Origin of the sequence: Pedobacter zeaxanthinifaciens (genome assembly GCF_003313335.1) — a bacterium.
Classification (GTDB): Bacteria; Bacteroidota; Bacteroidia; order Sphingobacteriales; family Sphingobacteriaceae; genus Pedobacter; species Pedobacter zeaxanthinifaciens.
Map to the genome: position 1 here is coordinate 1 of NZ_QMHP01000010.1, position 19587 is coordinate 19587.

Consider the following 19587-nt stretch of genomic DNA (forward strand, 5'->3'; position numbering starts at 1 on the left):
CTGGCAAGATTTGTGCATGGTTCAGGCATAAGGGTCTCGGTAGTAAACCCCCTGGCTGTACGCAGGTTTGCACAGATGCGGATGTCCCGGACAAAAACGGATAGGAAGGATGCCCTGGTTATAGCAGAGTTTGCACAGATGACCAGTCCCAGGCCGTGGGAGCCGCCAAAGGAGGCAATCCAGCGCATCCGAAACCTGGAAACCTACCTTGGGGGACTAAAACAGCGCAGGCAGATGCTGTCCAACCAGTTGCATGCATTTGAGGCTGCGGGCACAATGGACAAGCTGCTCAACGATGAAATAAGGGGGGAACTGGAAGGCCATGATAAAAGAATTAGGGATATGGAGCTTCAGATAGAAGAACTGATAAAGCAGGACTATGCGGAAATGGCTACCAATATCAGGAGCATACCGGGCATAGGGCCAAGGAGTGTCTCTATGCTCATCACCGCTACAGATGGCTTTAGCATGTTCGAAAACCATAGGCAGGTCATATCCTATTTCGGACTGGCACCAAGGATATATGAATCGGGGGCAAGCGTGAAAGGTAGGGGGCATATCTGCAAAATGGGAATGGGGCAGATAAGAAAAGTTCTATACATGGCCGCTACCTCGGCCATACGCTGCAACAAATCCTGCAAAGATCTTTACGAAAGATTAAGGAGCAGGGGGAAATCATATCGGGTGGCACTGATAGCAGCGGTCAATAAACTTATTAAGCAGGTATTTGCCATAGCTAAATCAGGTGAAGCCTATAAAGCAGAACTTGCCTAATGCTAAATCAAACAGAATATTATTTTAGCAAATTTTAATTTTTATTTGGATTTAAACACAGTTCATGTCGAGGTTACGAGACATCTAATAAATATTAATCGATTCTTCGCTGCGCTCAGAATGACAAAGCGCCAATAGGGAAAGATCCCATAAAGCTATCGATTAGGGTTGCGTCTTACGTTTGAATGACCACAATGCCTAAAAATCCCGCACTACCGTTTAGCAAATCGCTCTTCCGCCTCGGAAACAACTTGCTGCACTACTTTTTGCAACGCACTTGCTTTTGTAGCAACCAACGGATCTTGGTCGTAATTTGTTAAATAGATGATATTTTTGGTAGTGTCATCGTAAACAAACCTAAATTCATAGCGCAATACTTTCGGATCTTTCAAATTTGCTCCCTTATTGGCTATTGTATCCGGAATATTCAACAAATCTTCTTGGTTAATTTTGCTATGGAGAAAAATAACGTTATTAGTCCTTAACTTGAAGTTTTCTTTAATTACACGATCGCTTTGGTCGAGAAAAACAAATGCCCCCGATTTAGAATCGTAGCTATTTTGCAAAGTATCGCCCATGCCCCATTGGTAATTTAAGCTAACAAAAGCAGCCGCACGTTTACCTCCGCTACGTAGCTTAGAAACATAGTAACCTCCAACTATAACAATAAATGCTACTGCCGCTAATTTTAGATACAACTTCTGCTTGCTCGTCATTACTTTGCTTCGTCCTCCTTATCAATCAATGTAAGTTCTATCTCCTTTTGCATTTTACTGGCGGCGCCCTTCATTTTCTCATTGCCATTAAAACTTGGAAAATAAGTTACTTCTTTAGATTTTTTTTGATAGTTGAACTTAATAACGTAGCGCAGCTGATTTGCATTTTTCAAATCATCTTCGCTATTGGCTATCACACTAGGCAAATTCCAAAAACCCTGCACATCAGCAATGCTATCTAGATATTTGATATCACGATCATTTAGCTTGATATTCTTGTTTACTAGCGAATCATTTTTATCTAAGTATTTAAATTCACCAGTAGCAGAATTATAGCTGTTCTCAAGCTTTGCACCACCCCACTTGTATTCTAGCGATACAAAATATTTTTCCTGAAATGGCGCATTTCTGATTATTGGCGCATAATAAACTGCACTATAAATCACAAAAGGAACCACAACACTAAGTATTAAAAATATTTTTTTTGCTCTCGAACTCATTTTTCGGTTATCGTTTTCAGTTGGCAGAATTGTTTAGGCTGCCGATTGTATTCAAAGTTACATCACTCAGTTGTTGCAACCTTAATTAATTACTAGGCAACAAAACTAAACAACTAAAAATCATCAGCAGTCGCATTTTCGTCAAATTCACCTTCCCATTTGGCTATAACTACGGTAGCCAAGCAGTTTCCAATTACATTTACCGATGTACGAGCCATATCCATTAGCTCATCAATTCCTAAAATAGCAGCAATGATGAAAACAGGTAAGCCAAACTGCTCGGCAGTGGCAATTAGCACAATTAATGAGGCTCTTGGAACCGCAGCTACACCTTTAGAAGTAATCATCAACGTAAATGCAATGGCCAATTGCTGGCCAATACTCAAATCCATTCCAGCTGCCTGAGCCACAAAAATAGAAGCTAACGAAAGGTATAAAGAAGTGCCATCTAAATTAAAACTGTAACCAGTTGGAATAACAAACGATACGATTTTACGGGGAACACCAAATTTCTCCATGTTACTCATCGCCTTTGGCAAAGCAGCATCAGAACTTGTGGTAGCAAACGCAATGGACACCGGTTCTTTTACCGCTTGTATAAATTTTTTAACTGGAATTTTTAGGAAAAGCATGATAGGCACAAACACCAACATGATGAAAACAATTAGTGCAATGTATAATGAACCCAATAACATAAACAGGTTCTTTAAAATATCTACCCCTAAATGGCCTACCGTAAAAGCCATGGCAGCTCCAACGCCAATAGGTGCAAAATACATGATTAGGTTAGTGAATTTAAACATCACTTCCGACAATCCTTCGGCAAAATCAACTATCGGCTTACGCTTTTTCTCCTCTACCATAGCAAGGCCAATACCAAACAATACGGAGAAAACCACAATTTGCAGTACCTTATTCTCATACATTGATTTCACGATATTTTCTGGAAACAAATCGTAGAAGAAACTGGTAAACTTGTATACGCCATGCACATTAGCAGGTAATCTTTCTAGCTCCGTGTCTGCTGCCTTAGCCGCCGGAAGCTGCTCCTGAGGCATGTGCTGTACATCTACACCTACACCCGCATGTGTAATATTGATTACCGCTAAGCCGATGAAAATAGCACAAGAAGTAGCACAGAAAAAATACAACATCGACTTCCATGCCATCCTACCCACTTGTTTTAAGTCAGAATGGCCGGCAATACCGTAAACCAAAGTACCAAAAAGTATAGGACCAACAATAGTTTTTACCAACTTGATGAAACCTTTACTTAAAGGATGTAACGCAGCTGCAAAATTCGGAAAATCGACTCCCACAAAAACACCCAGCAGCATACATACCAAAATCCAAGTGGTTAAACTCTTTTTAGACAATGCAAAACAAACTAATACAATAGCTACAATCCATCTCGCCGACATCATCACCATATCAGAGATTTGCACCACATCAAATTCTTTCAATAAAGTAATAATGAGCGCAATAGTGACAGCGATAAGGGTAATTAAACCTATTTTACTTTTTTTCATTTAGTTTGTTTTTGTGTTTTGCCCCGAAGGACATATTTGGTTATTTATATCGCCTAATGCTAGCTAACAAATAGACAATATTGTTATTAGTTGAACAACAAAATTAAATATTTGCGCTTAGCCACCAAACATTTATTATTTTAGCCGATGTTTATGGTGTAACAATTTAATGTTATGCTGTTCTAATAGACATACGATAACGCTAAATGGACCGAGGAGATCAGTTATTTAAGGAAATTTTCGATAAAAACTCAAAGAAGATATTCAACCTGTGTTATGGCTACACGGGCGATGCTGATTCGGCCAATGATTTGTTGCAAGAAACATTTTTGAAGGTTTGGCAAAACCTAGATAAGTTCAGAAACAAGTCGCTAATTTCTACTTGGATTTACCGAATTGCCGTAAATACCTGCCTAACTTACCTGCGTTCGGAAAAAAGACAGGCAAAAGATGAGCTTACCGATAACATTATTGAAAACCGGATAGAGGAATATTCAGAAAAAAACGAACAAATCGCACTGCTCTACAAATCGATCTCTAAACTAGAAGAAAACGACAGGCTAATTATCACCATGGTACTCGACGAGCTTCCTTACAATGAAATCGCCGAAATTTCGGGCATTAGTGAAGGAAATTTGAGGGTTAAAATTCATCGTATCAAACAAAAACTAACTGAAATCTACAATCAACATGCAAGAATTTGATCACATAGAGGCATTATGGGCTAAAGCTAAGCATACGGTTGATGTGAAGATATCTGCCGATGAAATGTTAAGGCAAGCTAAAAAAGATGTAAGTGCCATTCGTACCAAGTCGTTACTAAATATATTGGGCATGGTTTCATCAATTTTTGCTGTGGCAGCAGTTTGGATATTTTTAGATTTCAATTCTATTTTTACCCATCTTGGCATCAGCATTATTGTATTATCTATCGCAGTTTTTACTATCATTTTATACAACAATCACAGGGTAATTTCTCGAACAGATTTTACGGAAAATCCCCACACCTTCTTATTAAATTTAAAACTCTATCAAATACAAAGACATCAGTTATACAACAGGCTATATTGGTTTTATGCTGTGTCGCTTTCCATGGGCATGGCGCTGTATTTTGTGGAGATTTTGACTAATCTTACCCCTTGGCTTCAAGGCTTGATTTTAGGACTTAGCTTCGGCTGGATTGTGCTGTGCTCTACCATTATCAGAAAAGCGGTAATGAAAAGAGATAAGGAACGAATTGCTTTGCTAATTGAAAAATTTGAACGCGTAAGCAAACAGTTTAAAGACACAGAATAATTTGGCATAAATTTCGTTCTTGTATCGTTAAATGATACGTTTAAAGAACATAATTTTAGCTTCACTAGTAGTGCTACTTTGTGCTTTTGCGCCGCACGAACGTATTTTTCCTGAACAATTAGATTGGAATACGCATTTTAGGGCTCAGGCAGATGCAGGTTCGCCATATGCCGCAGTTACCAGCACTATTTGGCAATATGGCTACAACTCAACCATACGTGGCAATAACTTAAAAATCGATTTTAGCTTTTTAGGCGGTGTTGATTCCAATAAATCATGGGTTAAACGAGAGAAAATTAGAGACCGTGCCACCAGCAAAGCCTTGCTCAACCACGAACAAGGACATGTTTACATCAATTTTCTACTATTAAAAAATGGTGAAATCGTTTTACGCAACCAACCTTATACCGTACAAAATTACAAACGCTTAGTGGAACGCAAAGCAAAGGAAATAAGTAATTTTTACAACGATATGCAGGAGCGTTACGATGCGGAAACCAAACACGGCTCAGACTTAGAAGCGCAAAAAAAATGGGATGCCTTCTTTGAAAATGAGCTAAGTAAATTTTGATGCTCCTAACTACTCACTAGGTTTCACTTCCGAAGAAGAAAAGCTATTGCCTGATAAACGATATTTCAAGGTTTTGACTAAGGTGGTAGTTTTGCCGCTGTCGGTTTGTACGATTGGCACAGACCTAAACAGATCTCCATTTTTCACGAAAAACTTATCATCGCCTTTATAGCCTTTCATACTGCTAATGCCCGGAAAGCTAATTTTATTGAAATCACCTCCAAATTCGTACACATTTAAATCTGCTACGTTTTTGCGCACCAAAGTTTGTACGTAAATTTCTGGGTTGCCATCGTTATCCAAATCCATATTCCACGCATCAGTGATGATACCAGTACGCTCAACAGCAACTGACCTGTAATTATTCCTAAGTGAGTCGGACATTAAAATCAAAAAGCCACCGATGCTATCAACGCCCTTGCCCCAACTTACTACCTCAAAATAGTAGCCGGGTTTTATCTCGATACTTTTGTAGAAAGGAAAAGGGTTAGGCTGTTTCACTTCCGTTGGTTTCTGTACCGTTTGAGTAGGTTTTTCAGTATCACCGCAGGCAGTTAAAAACAAACAAATTGCCGCTATGGCAAAGCCAGATTTCAATATGTCTTTCAAAATCATTTGTTATAAGTTTATGGTGACGCCAATTTATGTGTTTTGAACTTTTTATCCAAGAAGTGTGAGCTGTATTAAATTAATAAATAGACCGTATCAGCTACGGCTAGCACAAAGTGAATATGGAACTTTTGCGTTATTGCAAGGCACTTAGCAATGCTAAATCTTATTTCACATCGGCTGCGCCGTTACTAAAAATACTTTGGCTAACTATACTTCGCTTGCCGCTAGGCGTTATCACAATGGTTTTTAAAACTTTTTTCTGACCAGCAGGCACATTGATTTTAATTGGAGCAGTGTATTCCGCCGCATTTTCTGAAGGGCGGTAACCGTCTAAAGTGTAATAGATTTTGGCGCCATTTACAGGTACTTTTAAGTCTACGACGTAGTTTTCACCATTTACAGTGGCATCAGGCTGGCCAAAAGGCACCGGCACCCAAAAGTTGGTAGCGGTTTGATCCAGTTTTGCTAAATGTAGTGGTAAGCGCTCTTCGCTGAAATTTTTAAAATCCTTTTTTTCCAGTGGAGTCCAAGCAATTTCAGCAAGGGCATACACTCGTGGAAATATCATGTATTCCGCTTTTGATGGAGTTTCAATATACTCGGTCCACAAATTGGCTTGTACTCCTTTAATATATTTTTTCTGCTCATCAGTTAACACGGCAGGAACTGGATCGTAGTTATACACTTTACTGTAGTGGGCAAATCCCTTTCCATTTCTGCCAATGGTGAGCGGCTCATCTTCAGCTATCGATTGTTTATGATCGAAATACAAACCGTTAGTGCTAGGTGTCATCAGTACATCGTGGTTTTGCTGTGCCGCCTCAATGCCGCCCTTCTCTCCTCTCCAACTCATTACCGTTGCATTTGGCGCTAATCCACCTTCCAAAATTTCGTCCCAGCCTATAATTGACCTGCCTTTACCATTCAAATATTTTTCAATACGTTGGATAAAATAACTCTGCAACTCGTGTTCATCTTTTAATCCTTTTTCTTTAATTAATTGTTGGCAAAAAGCCGATTCTTTCCAATATTTCTTTGGTGCTTCATCGCCACCAATGTGGATATATTTAGATGGAAAAATAGCTAACACTTCGTCAAGTACATTCTGCAAAAAATTAAAGGTATTTTCAGATGGCACAAAAATATCATCGAAAACGCCCCAAGTTTGCTGCACCTGCTTTCCAGTACGTGAACCCGACCAAGGCGCATTGGCGGCAACGTACGTATCTCTATCAGGAAAGCAACTTAATTCTGGATAAGCTGCAATAGCTGCCGAACTATGCCCTGGAAGTTCAATTTCAGGTATTACGTTAATATACCTTGCAGCGGCATAAGCGACAATTTCTTTGGCTTCCTCTTGCGTGTAGTAGCCTTTGTACACCTCATTATCTGTACCGCCGCTGCCCGGATAGTTACCTATAATAGTTCCGTTTCTACTTCCTCCAACTTCCGTTAGCTTAGGATATTTTTTAATTTCTAATCTCCAACCTTGATCTTCGGTTAAATGCCAGTGGAAGTTATTCAATTTGTAAGATGCCATTACATCAAGGTATTTTTTGATGAACGAAAGCGGAAAGAAATGACGTCCAACATCTAAATGCAAACCACGGTAACTAAAACGTGGATAATCATTAATTTCGACATTTGGAATGCTGTAAGCTGCATTTGTTTTACTTACAGGAAACATTTGCATAAATGATTGCAGGGCATAAAACAAGCCTGCATTTCTACCATCCAAAATAATCCTGTTTGCTTTAATAGAAATTTGATAGCCTTCATTCGGCAACTTTTGGTTTGCATCGTTACGTAAAACGATGGCCTTTTGATTAGCCGTTAATGGCGTTTTAGCCGAAACCAATTTTGCAGTTACGCCTTTTGTAGCCAAAAACTGTTTTAAAGTTGATGCAACTGCTTGACCACTAGGCGTTGCTAAAATAAGCACATTGTTGCCCAAAGTAAAATTACCCGCTGTTTTTGTAATGGAAACCGGAGCCGGAATAATGCCCATGTTTACATCAGTTTGTGCGCTTGCTTTTGAAATTAAAATGGTAGCTAAAAAGGAAAAAAGTAACTTTCTCATTAAAACAAATGGTTGTTGGTTTGATAGTGAAATAAAATCATTTAGTTGCTGTACCAAGATAGCTATTTTTAAGCGGACAAACGAAAATTTTTAAAGCATAAAAAAACCTTTCCAAACATTTTTGGAAAGGTTTTAAAACTTCGTTGTTACCTATGCCTATTTTTCGTCGGCCTTTGCAGCCAAATATCTTTCGGCATCAAGCGCTGCCATACATCCTGACCCAGCGGCTGTAATCGCTTGTCTGTAATAGCTATCCTGAACATCACCACAAGCAAAAACGCCCTCTATATTAGTTTTTGAAGTACCTGGAATAGTTTGTAGGTAACCAGTATCATCCATATCTAACCAACCTTTAAACATATCCGTATTTGGTTTATGTCCAATAGCAACGAAAAAGCCATCAATATCTAATGTAGTTGCTTCCTCAGTTTGGTGATTAAATACTTGCACACCAGTTACATTTTTGCCGTTTCCTAGTATTTCGGTGGTTTGTGTATTGTACAACACTTCAATATTATCTGTATTTAAAACGCGGTGAACCATTGCTTTTGAGGCACGGAATTCATCTCTGCGAACTAGCATATAAACTTTTTTGCAAAGTTTAGCTAAGTAAGTAGCTTCCTCGGCCGCTGTATCTCCAGCACCTACTATGGCTACAGTTTGCCCTTTAAAGAAGAAACCATCACAAACGGCGCAAGCAGATACGCCAAAGCCATTGTACTGCTGTTCGCTAGGTAAGCCCAACCATTTTGCCTTTGCACCGGTAGCAATAATTACCGAATCTGCTAAAATTGTCTTGCTTTCATCTACTGTAACTTTATGAGGTAGCGATGAAAAATCTACTGAACTCACATAACCGAAACGGATTTGTGTACCAAAGCGCTCCGCCTGTTTTTTGAAATCTTCCATCATTTCAGGCCCCATAATTCCATTTGGATAGCCTGGAAAATTATCTACATCTGTAGTTTGGGTAAGCTGGCCGCCCATTTCCATACCGGTATATAAAACAGGTTTCAAATCAGCTCTGGCGGCATAAATAGCGGCTGTATATCCTGCTGGCCCCGATCCAATTATGAGGCACTCTACGTGTTCTAATTCTTCTTGTTGCGACATTGTGTGTAATTTGTGTTGCAAATTTAATCTTTACTGGATAAAGCACAATACTTGTGGAGAAAGATGAAATTGTGGAGATAATTTGTTTTAGGGGTTAGGGGGTCAGGGGTTAGTTGCTAGGAGTTAGGCATTAGAGGTTAGGGATTAGGGGTTAGTTGCAAGCACAATCTTACAGCTAACAATTAAACAGTTAACCAATCCAAACAATTAACCAACCGTACGCTTTCCTACTTCCCAACTAAAGCCCTTTATTTTCTCGAAGCAGCCTCACAAAATTGCCGCCCATAATTTTCTGCACATCAGCGTCGCTGTAACCTCGTTTCAATAGTGCTGCTGTAATTTTCGGGTAGTCAGCCACGCTATCCATACCTTGCGGAAAAGATTCGGCTCCGTCAAAATCAGCACCGATACCCACATGATCCACACCTATTAACTTAACCACATAATCAATATGATCGATGATACGCTCAATTTTAGGCCTACTTTCATCGGCTTCTTCTTTGTGTAAAGCAATCAACGTATCAATCGCTTTTGATCTTCCATATTTATCAGTCAGCTCTTTTAGCTCAGGTTTATGTTTAATTAAGAAATTTTGCTGTTTTGCTGAAAAAGTAGGATCTAAAAAACCACTGTAAAAATTGATAGAAATAACACCGCCGTTTTTACCAACCGCCTTAATCTGAGCATCTTTTAAATTTCTGGGTACGGGATTAATGCCATAAACGCAGCTATGAGAAACCAACACAGGTTTGCTAGAAAGTTGGATGGCATCGTAAAAAGTTTGTTCGCCTACGTGAGATAAATCAACCAGAACACCCAACTCATTTAGTTTACGCACTACCGATTTTCCAAAATCGCTCAAACCGGGCATGGCAACTTCACCTTTGCTTTCCTGCGCTGCCGAACTTGCCCAAGGCGTACTATTGTTCCAAGTGAGTGTGAGGTAAATCATGCCTCTTTTAGCCAGTGCCTCTAACTTACCTAAATCATTTTCTATCATATGACCACCCTCTACGCCAATTAGCGCCGCTAATTTTTGTTGCTTAACGGCATTAGTCAATTGCGAAGCGTTAGTTACCAATTGAATGCGGTCGGGATATCTGTTAATTAAACTATAAAGTGAATCTATTTGACGGTTAGCCATGTTGAAACCGCCTTTTTCATCACACCAAATTGAAAACACCTGCACATCTAAACCACCTTTTTTTGCTCTTGGCAAATCGAAATTACCGGTGGCTTGCAACTTTCCAATATCAATACCCGATTGAATTTGGTTATACAATATATCGCCGTGAGTATCAACCACAATTGACTTAAAGTGGATTTTTTCAGCATCCTGAGCCAATAAGTTTGTGCCAAGCAATGATAAAATAATTAGTGTGAAGGAGATTTTCATCGTATTATTTAGGTAAGGGATAGTTTATTCTATATCTGCAATTTCTGCTTTGGTAAGTTTAGCAGTGCTTACCAGCTGATCATTATTAAAAACCTCTTTCACTTTTCTCTTCAAATCATACCAAGTGCCAGTTTTTAAACCGTCTTTATAATGTCCAAGTAGTAGTCGCCTGCCTCGGTAATTGAAAAACTCTACCTTTCCCTCCAATTTGCCCTTTTCATAAGTTCTGTAGCCCATTACCGTTCCATCAGGAAAATAATCTGTCCACTGACCTTCTTCCATACCATCAACGTACTCACCCTGCTGGGTAATGTACCTATCAGTTTTGGGATTTTTAAAATTGCTAAAGTTTTGGTAATTATAATCAGCGATGCTGCCATAAAATATGAACTTACCGTGTGGTTTTGATAACTGTTCATCCTTGTAGCTACCCGAGAGCATTAAATTATCATACAAATCGTATCGCTTTAACACCCATAAATCCTGACCAGACAGTTTACCGTAAACACCGTAAGAAGTTGCTCTTTCTGCATTGGTGGTGATTCTGTTTCCATCAAAATAAATTGATTTTGGCTGCGCAAATGTTTTAAGGCAAGGCGAGCAAAGCAGTATTACCACTATTATGGGCAAGAATTTAAATGGAGTGCTAATGTTAATTTTCATTTGTGTGTGTTTTAATTGTGCTTGCTGTTAAACCCTAAGTTTGGATTACTCCTACATTAAAGGGCTTTTGTATTGGGTTTTGATTTGCAGCTGCTATTCCCATTGAAATCACTTTTCTTGTTTCAAGTGGGTCGATAACGCCATCTACCCATAAACGCGAAGCGGCATAGTATGGTGTAGTTTGTGCATTATATTTAGCAGTGATATCATCTAACAACTTATTCTTCTTGTCTTCATCTAACGTTTCGCCTTTACCTTTAAGTGCGCCTTCCTGTATTTGTAACAGCACTTTTGCCGCTTGAGGCCCGCCCATTACTGCAATTTTAGCGCTTGGCCAAGCATAAATCAAGCGAGGATCGTATGCTTTGCCGCACATGGCATAATTGCCTGCACCGTAGGAGTTGCCCACAACAATGGTGAATTTTGGCACCACCGAATTAGAAACAGCATTTACCATTTTCGCACCATCTTTAATGATACCGCCATGTTCTGATCTGCTTCCCACCATGAACCCAGTAACATCTTGCAAAAACACCAAAGGAATTTTCTTCTGGTTACAATTCATGATAAACCTCGTAGCCTTATCAGCACTATCAGAATAAATTACTCCGCCAAACTGCATTTCGCCTTTTTTTGACTTCACCACCTTACGCTGGTTTGCCACGATACCAACCGCCCAACCATCAATGCGCCCCAAGCCACAGATAATGCTTTGTCCGTAAAGTTCCTTGTACTCTTCAAATTCCGAATCATCTAGCAAGCGCAAAATAATCTCTCTCATGTCAAACTGCTTTTCGCGGTTATCAGGCAAAATACCGTAAATATCCTGCTCATTTAATTTAGGCAAAGCCGATTTTACCCGATTAAAACCAGCATTTTGTGGAGCGCCCATTTTACTGATGATATTTCTGATACTATCTAAACAAGCTTCATCATTAGGATGTTTGTAATCTGTAACACCTGATATTTCGCAGTGCGTTGTAGCTCCACCCAAAGTTTCGTTGTCAATATCTTCGCCTATGGCTGATTTTACCAAATAAGAGCCGGCCAAAAAAACAGATCCTGTTCCATCAACAATCATGGCCTCGTCGCTCATAATAGGTAAATATGCACCACCAGCTACACATGATCCCATAATTGCCGCAATTTGAACAATGCCTTCCGACGACATGATGGCGTTATTCCTAAAAATCCGACCAAAGTGCTCTTTATCGGGGAAAATTTCATCTTGCATTGGCAAATAAACACCGGCACTATCCACCAAGTAAATAATAGGCAACCTATTTTCCATGGCAATTTCCTGCGCTCTCAAGTTCTTTTTAGCCGTCATAGGAAACCAGGCTCCTGCTTTAACCGTTGCGTCATTAGCAACAACCACACATTGTCGGCCAGCTACATAACCAATTTTCACCACCACACCTGCGCTAGGGCAGCCACCTTCAGCCTCATACATACCATCAGCGGCAAAAGCACCCACTTCAATTTCGGGGCTGTCTTTATCAAGCAAGTAAGCAATTCGTTCCCTAGCTAACAACTTCCCTTTTTCTTTCTGTTTAGCTGCACTTTTCTCCCCTCCCCCTTGGTATATTTTTTTTAATCTTACTTTAAGGTCATAAACCTGTTGCTTATTAAAATCTTCGTTTTTATTAAATGTTAAGTCCATATAGGCTATTTATATTTTGGTTTTTAGCACTTCACTTTCATCATCGTCACCCTGAATTTATTTCAGGGTCGGCTTATTAGCAACAATTAAAAACAGATTCTGAAATAAATTCAGAGACGTAATATTTAGGTTCAACGCAATTATGCTAAAATAGTATTTTAACCGTTGTAGTAGCATGAGATGGCTGATATTTTTTCTGTTACTTTCAGTGTCAAGCACCAGTTTTGCGCAAAAATTTATCTTTCCAAGGCTTACTCAACAGGCAAAATCTGTTGAGCAGCTCATTCCAAAAAATTGGAAACTGATTGATTCGGCCAAGGGCGATTTAAACCAAGACAATAAGGATGATATTGTGCTCGTTTTGGAATTTAATACTGCAGTGGATGAAGATAGAGCTTACGGAAATTATGAAATTGAGCTTATCACCGAAACCCAAAAACCGAGAATGCTGGCCGTTTATTTTAAAAAAGATGAATTGTATCGCCTAGCCATTCAAAACAACGATTTTGTGCTACGCTCTGAAGAAGGCGGTAAAATGGGTGATCCTTTTAAAGGCTTAAGAATAGATAGCAACAAATTTATACTTTCATTTGAAGGCGGCAACGACTGGCGTTGGAAACTGAACTACGAATTTGAATATCAGCAAAAGGAATGGGCCTTAGTTGCTGCAAACAATGTGTATTACCATAAAGACAGCGGCGAGATGGTTGATAAGCAATATGATTTTGTGGATCGTACCATTAAAACAGTAGTTGGCAGTATTTTCAATAGAAATATACTGAACTACAAAGAGGAAGACATTTTATTTTTCGGCTCGAGGCGTACACTTAAGGATTTTAAGAAACCTTGGACTTGGGAAATCACCAAAGATAACTACCTATAAACGCAGAAAGATTGGCAATAAACCAATCTTTTTGCTTTAGACTTTTAACTTAAAAACTATCCTTTTATCGCATTAATGATATCGTATTGGGTAATGATATCAAACTTACCATCTTCCAACTCCACTAACACGGCACTGTTATCTTTATTAATTAATGATGATAACCTATCGATGGAAGTATTCAAATCTACAAACGGGAAAGTTCCGCCCATAATGCTTTCCACTTTAGCTGATTTTACACTTGGATTTTCAAGTAATGCTGCAAGAATATCACTTTCTTCTAATTTACCTACCAACATTCCTTTTTGTGTAACTGGAATTTGAGAGATATTTAAGGTACTCATAGTATTAAATGCTTCTGAAACCGTCTTTTCACAATCAATAGTTACAATTTCAGCAGTATCTTTTTTAGAAAGGATGCTTCTAGCGGTTAACTTTTCATCTTTAAGGAAACCACGTTCACGCAACCAATCTTCGTTGTACATTTTACCCATGTACCTACTACCATGATCATGGAAAATTACCACAACTACATCTTCTGGTTTCAATTGATCTTTCAGCTGCAAAAGGCCAGCCACCGCTGAACCAGCAGAGTTACCTACAAAAATACCTTCCTGACGACAAATCTCTCTAGTCATCAAAGCAGCATCTTTATCGGTTACTTTCTCAAATAAATCAATAATATCGAAGTTAACGTTGGCAGGTAAAAAATCTTCACCAATTCCTTCGGTGATGTATGGATAAATTTCGTTTTTATCAAAAATTCCAGTTTCCTTATACTTTTTGAATACCGATCCGTAAGTATCAATACCCCAAATTTTAATGTTAGGATTCTTCTCTTTTAAATACTTACCTGTTCCAGAAATAGTACCACCTGTACCTACGCCAACTACTAAATGTGTTATTTTACCTTCAGTTTGTTCCCAAATTTCCGGACCGGTTTGCTCATAATGTGCTTGCGAATTACTTAAGTTATCATACTGGTTAGGTTTCCAAGAGTTAGGCACCTCTTTTTCCAAACGGGAAGAAACAGAATAATAAGAACGCGGATCTTCTGGATCAACGTTGGTGGGACAAACAATTACCTCAGCGCCAAAAGCACGCAAAGCATCTACCTTTTCTTTAGATTGTTTATCGGTTGTGGTGAAAATACATTTGTAACCTTTAATGATAGCCGCCATTGCCAAGCCCATACCCGTATTGCCCGATGTTCCCTCAATAATGGTACCTCCAGGTTTCAATTTTCCGCTTTTCTCGGCATCCTCAATCATTTTTAAGGCCATACGGTCTTTAATAGAGTTACCTGGATTAGTTGTTTCAATTTTTGCTAAAACAGTTGCCGGAATATCTTTTACGATGTTGTTCAATTTTACCAATGGCGTGTTACCAATGGTTTCTAATATATTGTTATACCACATGTCACAAAAATACAGAACAACAATAAGTATTTCACACCTTAATATTTATTCAAAACTAAATTTCGATAAAGATGTATAAAAAAAATTTAGTTTCATAAACTACCAAAACAGTATACTAATTATGGTGAAAATTTGGTAAAAGGCAAACCTAGCTATGTGTTAAGCTATTCTAAAAGATTTGCCTGGCAGTGCTACAATCAATCCCTTCATTTCTAAGGTCAACAAAATCATCGCTAACTTGCTTTGTGGCAAGTTCGTTTTTAGAGATAAATCATCAATGCTAAACGTTTGTACTTGCAGCGCTTCGGCCACTATTCGCTCTTCTTTAGTTAAATTTAAAGGCAGCTCAGCCTGTATAGGTTTAATTTGATCAGCAATATTTTTATCCCACCCGAGGTAATAAATCAAATCCTGCGGATGATTAATAAGCCCTGCCCTATTTGTTTTGATGAGAAAATTACAGCCTTCAGAAAACTCATCGTTGATTCTTCCCGGGAAAGCATAAACATCCCTGTTATAAGAATTGGCAATTTCAGCAGTAATTAAAGCTCCACCTTTAATAGATGCCTCTACAACTATCGTAGCATCGGCCATGCCAGCAATAACGCGGTTCCTTTTTGGAAAATTCTCTCGATCAGGATTGGTGCCGGGCAAAAACTCGGTAAGCAGCCCCCCGTTTTTAATCATTTTAGCGGCCAACTCACGATGCGCCGCAGGGTAAATTCTATCTAAGCCATGCCCCATTACGCCAACTGTTGGAATATTCAATGCCAAACATTCTCGGTGCGCAGCGGCATCAATACCATGCGCCAAACCACTGGAAATTAGTACATCATACGGTTTAAGCAATTCTGCAAGTTGCTTACAAAGCATTTTTCCGTAGCTGGTTGCATTTCTTGTACCTACAATACTAATAATCCGCGACTGGTTTAAATTTGCCGTTCCTTTATAGTACAACAATAATGGTGCATCGTAGCAGTTGCGCAAACGTTTAGGGTAGTTCTCATCATCTTGAAACAACACCTGAATATCGTGCTTTTCAATGAATGCTAGCTCCTGCTCTGCCAATACCAATGCATGGGTATTTAAAATAGCTTCAGCGGTTTTTTTTCCGATTCCTTCAAGTTGTGTCAATTGTTTGAAATTGGCACCAAACACTGCTTCAGCACTTCCAAAATGGTGCAATAATTTTTTGGCTATTAACGGACCAACGCCATCAATTAGCGTTAAGGCAATTTGATATTGTTTATTCATAGATAAAATAAAACACTGTAATACAATGCTTTAATAATTTAACTATAAAAATAGTTTGAAAACTATTTTTATAGTTTTAACTTTAGGTAAAACACAAGATAATTTATTATGAGGGAATTAACAAAAGCAGAAGAACAGGTAATGCTAATACTTTGGGAATTAAAAGAAGCAGTAGTGAAGGAGGTAATTGATCAAATGGAACCTCCAAAGCCTGCCTACAATACGGTTTCTACAGTAATTAGAGTACTGGAAGGCAAAGGTTTTATTAACCACAAAGCCATAGGGAACACGCATGTTTATTTTCCAACTATCACCGAAGCGCAGTATAGGCATTTTGCTTTTGATAAAGTAATGAACAACTATTTCGAAAACAGCTACGAAAGTTTGGTGTCATTTCTTGTGAAGGAGAAAAAATTAGACATCTCCCAACTGGATGAAATTATAGCAATTGCAGAACAACTTAAAAACAAAAAGTGATGAATTGGCTCTATTATCTTTTAGAAGCGAACCTTTACTTGGCCGCCTTCTATTTTATGTACAAGTTATTGTTGCAACGCTCCACCTTTTATAGCAACAACAGATACTTTTTGATATGGAGCATTATAGTCGCCTTTGCGATACCTTTGGTACAACTAAATTTCCTGAAACCCCAACTTGTATTGGAAATAGAGGCTGTCCCTTACGAAATTTCATTAGAAGCAACTAAAAACGTTACGGTTGCGCAAACTACTTCATTCACACTACAAGACTATTTATTTTACGCATACATCGCCATTGCCATATTGCTTGGCTTTAAACTCGTCATTTCCATTTCCAAGATCATTGGTATTTTCCGTAATGGCAACAAAATCAAGCTCGATAAGTACACCTTAGTAGAATTAACTTCGGAACACACCGCTTTCTCGTTTTTCAACATTTTATTTATCCACCCGGAGATGGCAAAAAATAATGCCGTGTTAAGACACGAAATGATCCATATCAACCAGAAACATAGCTGGGATATCGTCTTATTGGAAACCTTGAAAATTTGTTGCTGGTTTAATCCGCTGGTGTATTTGATGAAAAAAGATTTAACGCTACTTCACGAATATATCGCCGACGAACAAACAACTGCTAAAAATATCTCCAAACATGAATATGCAATGTTCCTAATCGAAAATTCGATGGCTGCTTATTCATCCTCACTTGTCAATCAATTATTCAATCAATCAATATTAAAAAGTAGAATTAACATGTTAAACAAAGAAAAAACAGCAAATTGGGCAAGGCTCAAGTATTTGCTGGCAGTTCCGCTAGGACTAGGCTTGCTCTGTGCATCAACACTTGGCTTTAGTAAGAGCTATGGGTATTTAGAGATTGGCAAGCAGAAGACAGTGCAAAAAACTGTCCAAAAAAATAAGCAAGAAAAGCCGATGTACTATCCAGAGCATCGTTATGACAACAAAAACAACTTCATTTCTTTAGAGAAGCGAGCAATTATCATTAACGGAAAATTAGTAACTGATAAAAACAAATTCTATGGCATAGTTGACGCCGAAGAAGTTAAGTATCTTAATAGCGCAGAAGCAACAAAAATATACGGCAGTAAAATCGGAAAAAATGGTGCAGTAGTTATTAATGGAAAAGATATAGCAGCTACCCCTCCACCCCCAATGAGTCCTTCGCCCACGCCAAAAAGTGCGCCTGAAATCAAAAAAGACCAGGTTAAATTCCCTCCTCCTCGTATTCAATCTAATAACAAGGATCAGGTAAAATTTCCACCGCCAGTAGTAAAACCTCGAAATCAAAAATCATTTTATCCTGCAAACACTTATTACAATAAAAAAGCAATTAAAGTTGATTCAAGATTAATTGTGATAAATGGAGAGGTAATTACGGACAATAGCACTTTTTACGGTGTAACAAATACGGAAAGCGTTGTCTTTGTAAATCCTAAGCATGCCGAAGAAAAATACGGCACAAAAGCACGGTATGGGGCGGTGGAAATTACTGGCAGAAATTTAAACAGACTGCCGTTGGTAGAGCCGCCACCAATTGAACCGCCTCCAGCCGATAAAAAGGTCAAAAGACCACCAACGCCGCCGTTAAATCCTCAAAAACCCTCAGGCGATGGAGTAAAACTTAGATCATCTGAACAGGGGGAATCTTTAGCAAGCGCACCTTCCGAAAAGCAGGCTACTAGATTAGACAGAAGCAAGAAACAATATTTTTCTGTTGTAGGTGGCGCTAAGGAAATAAAAACGTTAAAAGTTTACGATAGATGGGGAAGGGAGGTTTATGTTAACGAGAACTACAATAATGACTGGGATGGCCATGAAGGCAATACCAATGATTTTAAGTCAAGAGAACTTCCAACAGGAACCTATTTCTACTTAACTAATTCCAAAAATGACAACGTTGCTAAGCAGGGCTGGGTTTATATAAAATAACTACTGCGGCACGTAAACCACATACTTGGTTTCAAAAAACTCTTCTTCAAAATAAACTGAAAGCGGATACAATTCTGCTTTCAGTTTACTTTCTTTAATCTCTTCGGTTAAATCGCCACCTTTCAAATAAAGAATACCATTTCTAATGGCATTGATGTTTTCTTTAGCAAATTTACCACGCACCCATGGATAGAACTCGCCCAAACGAGTTACCGCTCTTGAAACCACAAAATTATATTTATCGGTAATCTGCTCTGCCCTACTGTGCGATGCCTGTACATTCGTTAAGCCCAAAGCAGCCGCTACTTCGCTAACCACCTTAATTTTCTTACCGATAGAATCCGCCAAGTGAAAATCAGTTTCTGGAAACATAATAGCTAATGGAATGCCCGGAAAACCTCCGCCTGTACCAACATCCAAAACTTTTTCGCCTGGTTTAAATGTACAAAACTTGGCTATGCCCAACGAATGCAGGATATGCCTTTCATAAAGCTCCTCGATATCTTTTCTGGAGATGACATTAATTTGTGCATTCCAAAAGCTATACAAATCAAAAAGTTTTTCGAATTGCGCTACTTGGGTATCGCTTAAATCCTTAAAGTACTTGAAAACAATATCAGGTTTTGCCATGGGCGCAAAGTTAAAGGTTTTTGAGTTTTAAGTGTTAAGTATGCGTGATAAGTTTTTTAT

General features: G+C 38.7%; 19 protein-coding genes. 7 read left to right on the top strand and 12 right to left on the bottom strand.

Annotated elements, in window-relative coordinates:
* Positions 1 to 774: IS110 family RNA-guided transposase (locus tag DUT68_RS14435; protein ID WP_113638925.1), on the top strand; the 774-nt coding region annotated here is incomplete at its 5' end.
* A gap of 212 nt (positions 775 to 986) precedes the next feature.
* Here DUT68_RS14435 and DUT68_RS14440 read toward each other — a convergent pair.
* From DUT68_RS14440 to DUT68_RS14450, 3 genes are all read right to left on the bottom strand, one after another.
* The gene (locus DUT68_RS14440; RefSeq protein ID WP_113638926.1) at positions 987 to 1490 is read right to left on the bottom strand and encodes a hypothetical protein; all 504 of its coding nucleotides are present in this window, start codon (positions 1488 to 1490) and stop codon (positions 987 to 989) included.
* Positions 1490 to 1990 (bottom strand): hypothetical protein, encoded by a 501-nt coding sequence (locus DUT68_RS14445; protein WP_113638927.1) that lies wholly within the window; start codon positions 1988 to 1990, stop codon positions 1490 to 1492. The genes DUT68_RS14440 and DUT68_RS14445 overlap by 1 nt, the downstream gene beginning before the upstream one ends.
* A 113-nt stretch (positions 1991 to 2103) precedes the next feature.
* Positions 2104 to 3519: a dicarboxylate/amino acid:cation symporter gene (locus tag DUT68_RS14450; RefSeq protein ID WP_113638928.1), complete on the bottom strand. Its 1416-nt coding sequence runs from the start codon at positions 3517 to 3519 to the stop codon at positions 2104 to 2106.
* 206 nt (positions 3520 to 3725) lie between these two features.
* On the opposite strand from DUT68_RS14450, the gene DUT68_RS14455 reads away from it, so the two are divergent.
* Genes DUT68_RS14455 through DUT68_RS14465 form a run of 3 tightly spaced genes read left to right on the top strand, consistent with a single transcriptional unit; the run spans position 3726 to position 5386 of the window.
* The gene (locus DUT68_RS14455) at positions 3726 to 4223 is read left to right on the top strand and encodes an RNA polymerase sigma factor (RefSeq protein ID WP_113638929.1); all 498 of its coding nucleotides are present in this window, start codon (positions 3726 to 3728) and stop codon (positions 4221 to 4223) included.
* Positions 4210 to 4815 (top strand): hypothetical protein, encoded by a 606-nt coding sequence (locus DUT68_RS14460; protein WP_113638930.1) that lies wholly within the window; start codon positions 4210 to 4212, stop codon positions 4813 to 4815. Before DUT68_RS14455 ends, DUT68_RS14460 begins: the two co-directional genes overlap by 14 nt.
* A 31-nt stretch (positions 4816 to 4846) precedes the next feature.
* Complete coding sequence (locus DUT68_RS14465) at positions 4847 to 5386, top strand: DUF922 domain-containing protein (protein WP_113638931.1); 540 nt, start codon at positions 4847 to 4849, stop codon at positions 5384 to 5386.
* 9 nt (positions 5387 to 5395) lie between these two features.
* Here the strand turns inward: DUT68_RS14465 and DUT68_RS14470 are convergent, their stop codons facing one another.
* From DUT68_RS14470 to DUT68_RS14495, 6 genes are all read right to left on the bottom strand, one after another.
* Entirely contained in the window at positions 5396 to 6001 is a 606-nt protein-coding gene (locus DUT68_RS14470; protein WP_113638932.1) for a hypothetical protein, read from the bottom strand.
* Between the two features lie 160 nt (positions 6002 to 6161).
* Positions 6162 to 8078, bottom strand: a complete 1917-nt coding sequence (locus DUT68_RS14475; RefSeq protein ID WP_113639094.1) for a beta-N-acetylhexosaminidase — start codon at positions 8076 to 8078, stop codon at positions 6162 to 6164.
* A gap of 156 nt (positions 8079 to 8234) precedes the next feature.
* The gene (trxB, locus tag DUT68_RS14480) at positions 8235 to 9191 is read right to left on the bottom strand and encodes a thioredoxin-disulfide reductase (RefSeq protein WP_113638933.1); all 957 of its coding nucleotides are present in this window, start codon (positions 9189 to 9191) and stop codon (positions 8235 to 8237) included.
* Between the two features lie 238 nt (positions 9192 to 9429).
* Complete coding sequence (locus DUT68_RS14485; RefSeq protein WP_113638934.1) at positions 9430 to 10587, bottom strand: dipeptidase; 1158 nt, start codon at positions 10585 to 10587, stop codon at positions 9430 to 9432.
* 24 nt (positions 10588 to 10611) lie between these two features.
* Positions 10612 to 11250, bottom strand: coding sequence for a toxin-antitoxin system YwqK family antitoxin (locus DUT68_RS14490; protein WP_113638935.1), 639 nt, complete (start codon positions 11248 to 11250; stop codon positions 10612 to 10614).
* 34 nt (positions 11251 to 11284) lie between these two features.
* On the bottom strand, positions 11285 to 12913 hold the full coding sequence (locus DUT68_RS14495) for an acyl-CoA carboxylase subunit beta (RefSeq protein ID WP_113638936.1): 1629 nt from the start codon (positions 12911 to 12913) through the stop codon (positions 11285 to 11287).
* 175 nt (positions 12914 to 13088) lie between these two features.
* On the opposite strand from DUT68_RS14495, the gene DUT68_RS14500 reads away from it, so the two are divergent.
* Positions 13089 to 13796 (top strand): hypothetical protein, encoded by a 708-nt coding sequence (locus tag DUT68_RS14500; RefSeq protein ID WP_113638937.1) that lies wholly within the window; start codon positions 13089 to 13091, stop codon positions 13794 to 13796.
* Between the two features lie 56 nt (positions 13797 to 13852).
* On the opposite strand, the gene DUT68_RS14505 is transcribed toward DUT68_RS14500, so the two are convergent.
* Together DUT68_RS14505 and dprA are read right to left on the bottom strand one after the other, a co-directional pair.
* Positions 13853 to 15214, bottom strand: coding sequence for a pyridoxal-phosphate dependent enzyme (locus DUT68_RS14505; RefSeq protein ID WP_113638938.1), 1362 nt, complete (start codon positions 15212 to 15214; stop codon positions 13853 to 13855).
* Positions 15215 to 15373: 159 nt separating this feature from the next.
* The gene (gene dprA, locus DUT68_RS14510; RefSeq protein WP_113638939.1) at positions 15374 to 16468 is read right to left on the bottom strand and encodes a DNA-processing protein DprA; all 1095 of its coding nucleotides are present in this window, start codon (positions 16466 to 16468) and stop codon (positions 15374 to 15376) included.
* Between the two features lie 141 nt (positions 16469 to 16609).
* On the opposite strand from dprA, the gene DUT68_RS14515 reads away from it, so the two are divergent.
* Complete coding sequence (locus tag DUT68_RS14515; protein ID WP_370738893.1) at positions 16610 to 16945, top strand: BlaI/MecI/CopY family transcriptional regulator; 336 nt, start codon at positions 16610 to 16612, stop codon at positions 16943 to 16945.
* Positions 16945 to 18897 (top strand): T9SS type B sorting domain-containing protein, encoded by a 1953-nt coding sequence (locus DUT68_RS14520; RefSeq protein ID WP_113638941.1) that lies wholly within the window; start codon positions 16945 to 16947, stop codon positions 18895 to 18897. The genes DUT68_RS14515 and DUT68_RS14520 overlap by 1 nt, the downstream gene beginning before the upstream one ends.
* Here the strand turns inward: DUT68_RS14520 and rsmG are convergent, their stop codons facing one another.
* The gene (gene rsmG / locus DUT68_RS14525) at positions 18898 to 19527 is read right to left on the bottom strand and encodes a 16S rRNA (guanine(527)-N(7))-methyltransferase RsmG (RefSeq protein ID WP_113638942.1); all 630 of its coding nucleotides are present in this window, start codon (positions 19525 to 19527) and stop codon (positions 18898 to 18900) included. It lies immediately after the preceding gene.
* Positions 19528 to 19587 lie beyond the last annotated feature (60 nt).

Bases quoted from the DNA above. Each gene is read 5' to 3' on its own strand.
- DUT68_RS14485 (WP_113638934.1), bottom strand. From the start codon at position 10,587: ATGAAAATCTCCTTCACACTAATTATTTTATCATTGCTTGGCACAAAC.
- trxB (WP_113638933.1), bottom strand. From the start codon at position 9,191: ATGTCGCAACAAGAAGAATTAGAACACGTAGAGTGCCTCATAATTGGA.
- DUT68_RS14500 (WP_113638937.1), top strand. From the start codon at position 13,089: ATGAGATGGCTGATATTTTTTCTGTTACTTTCAGTGTCAAGCACCAGT.
- DUT68_RS14445 (WP_113638927.1), bottom strand. From the start codon at position 1,990: ATGAGTTCGAGAGCAAAAAAAATATTTTTAATACTTAGTGTTGTGGTT.
- DUT68_RS14455 (WP_113638929.1), top strand. From the start codon at position 3,726: ATGGACCGAGGAGATCAGTTATTTAAGGAAATTTTCGATAAAAACTCA.
- rsmG (WP_113638942.1), bottom strand. From the start codon at position 19,527: ATGGCAAAACCTGATATTGTTTTCAAGTACTTTAAGGATTTAAGCGAT.
- DUT68_RS14440 (WP_113638926.1), bottom strand. From the start codon at position 1,490: ATGACGAGCAAGCAGAAGTTGTATCTAAAATTAGCGGCAGTAGCATTT.
- DUT68_RS14450 (WP_113638928.1), bottom strand. From the start codon at position 3,519: ATGAAAAAAAGTAAAATAGGTTTAATTACCCTTATCGCTGTCACTATT.
- dprA (WP_113638939.1), bottom strand. From the start codon at position 16,468: ATGAATAAACAATATCAAATTGCCTTAACGCTAATTGATGGCGTTGGT.
- DUT68_RS14505 (WP_113638938.1), bottom strand. From the start codon at position 15,214: ATGTGGTATAACAATATATTAGAAACCATTGGTAACACGCCATTGGTA.
- DUT68_RS14515 (WP_370738893.1), top strand. From the start codon at position 16,610: ATGCTAATACTTTGGGAATTAAAAGAAGCAGTAGTGAAGGAGGTAATT.
- DUT68_RS14520 (WP_113638941.1), top strand. From the start codon at position 16,945: ATGAATTGGCTCTATTATCTTTTAGAAGCGAACCTTTACTTGGCCGCC.
- DUT68_RS14495 (WP_113638936.1), bottom strand. From the start codon at position 12,913: ATGGACTTAACATTTAATAAAAACGAAGATTTTAATAAGCAACAGGTT.
- DUT68_RS14470 (WP_113638932.1), bottom strand. From the start codon at position 6,001: ATGATTTTGAAAGACATATTGAAATCTGGCTTTGCCATAGCGGCAATT.
- DUT68_RS14475 (WP_113639094.1), bottom strand. From the start codon at position 8,078: ATGAGAAAGTTACTTTTTTCCTTTTTAGCTACCATTTTAATTTCAAAA.
- DUT68_RS14460 (WP_113638930.1), top strand. From the start codon at position 4,210: ATGCAAGAATTTGATCACATAGAGGCATTATGGGCTAAAGCTAAGCAT.
- DUT68_RS14465 (WP_113638931.1), top strand. From the start codon at position 4,847: ATGATACGTTTAAAGAACATAATTTTAGCTTCACTAGTAGTGCTACTT.
- DUT68_RS14490 (WP_113638935.1), bottom strand. From the start codon at position 11,250: ATGAAAATTAACATTAGCACTCCATTTAAATTCTTGCCCATAATAGTG.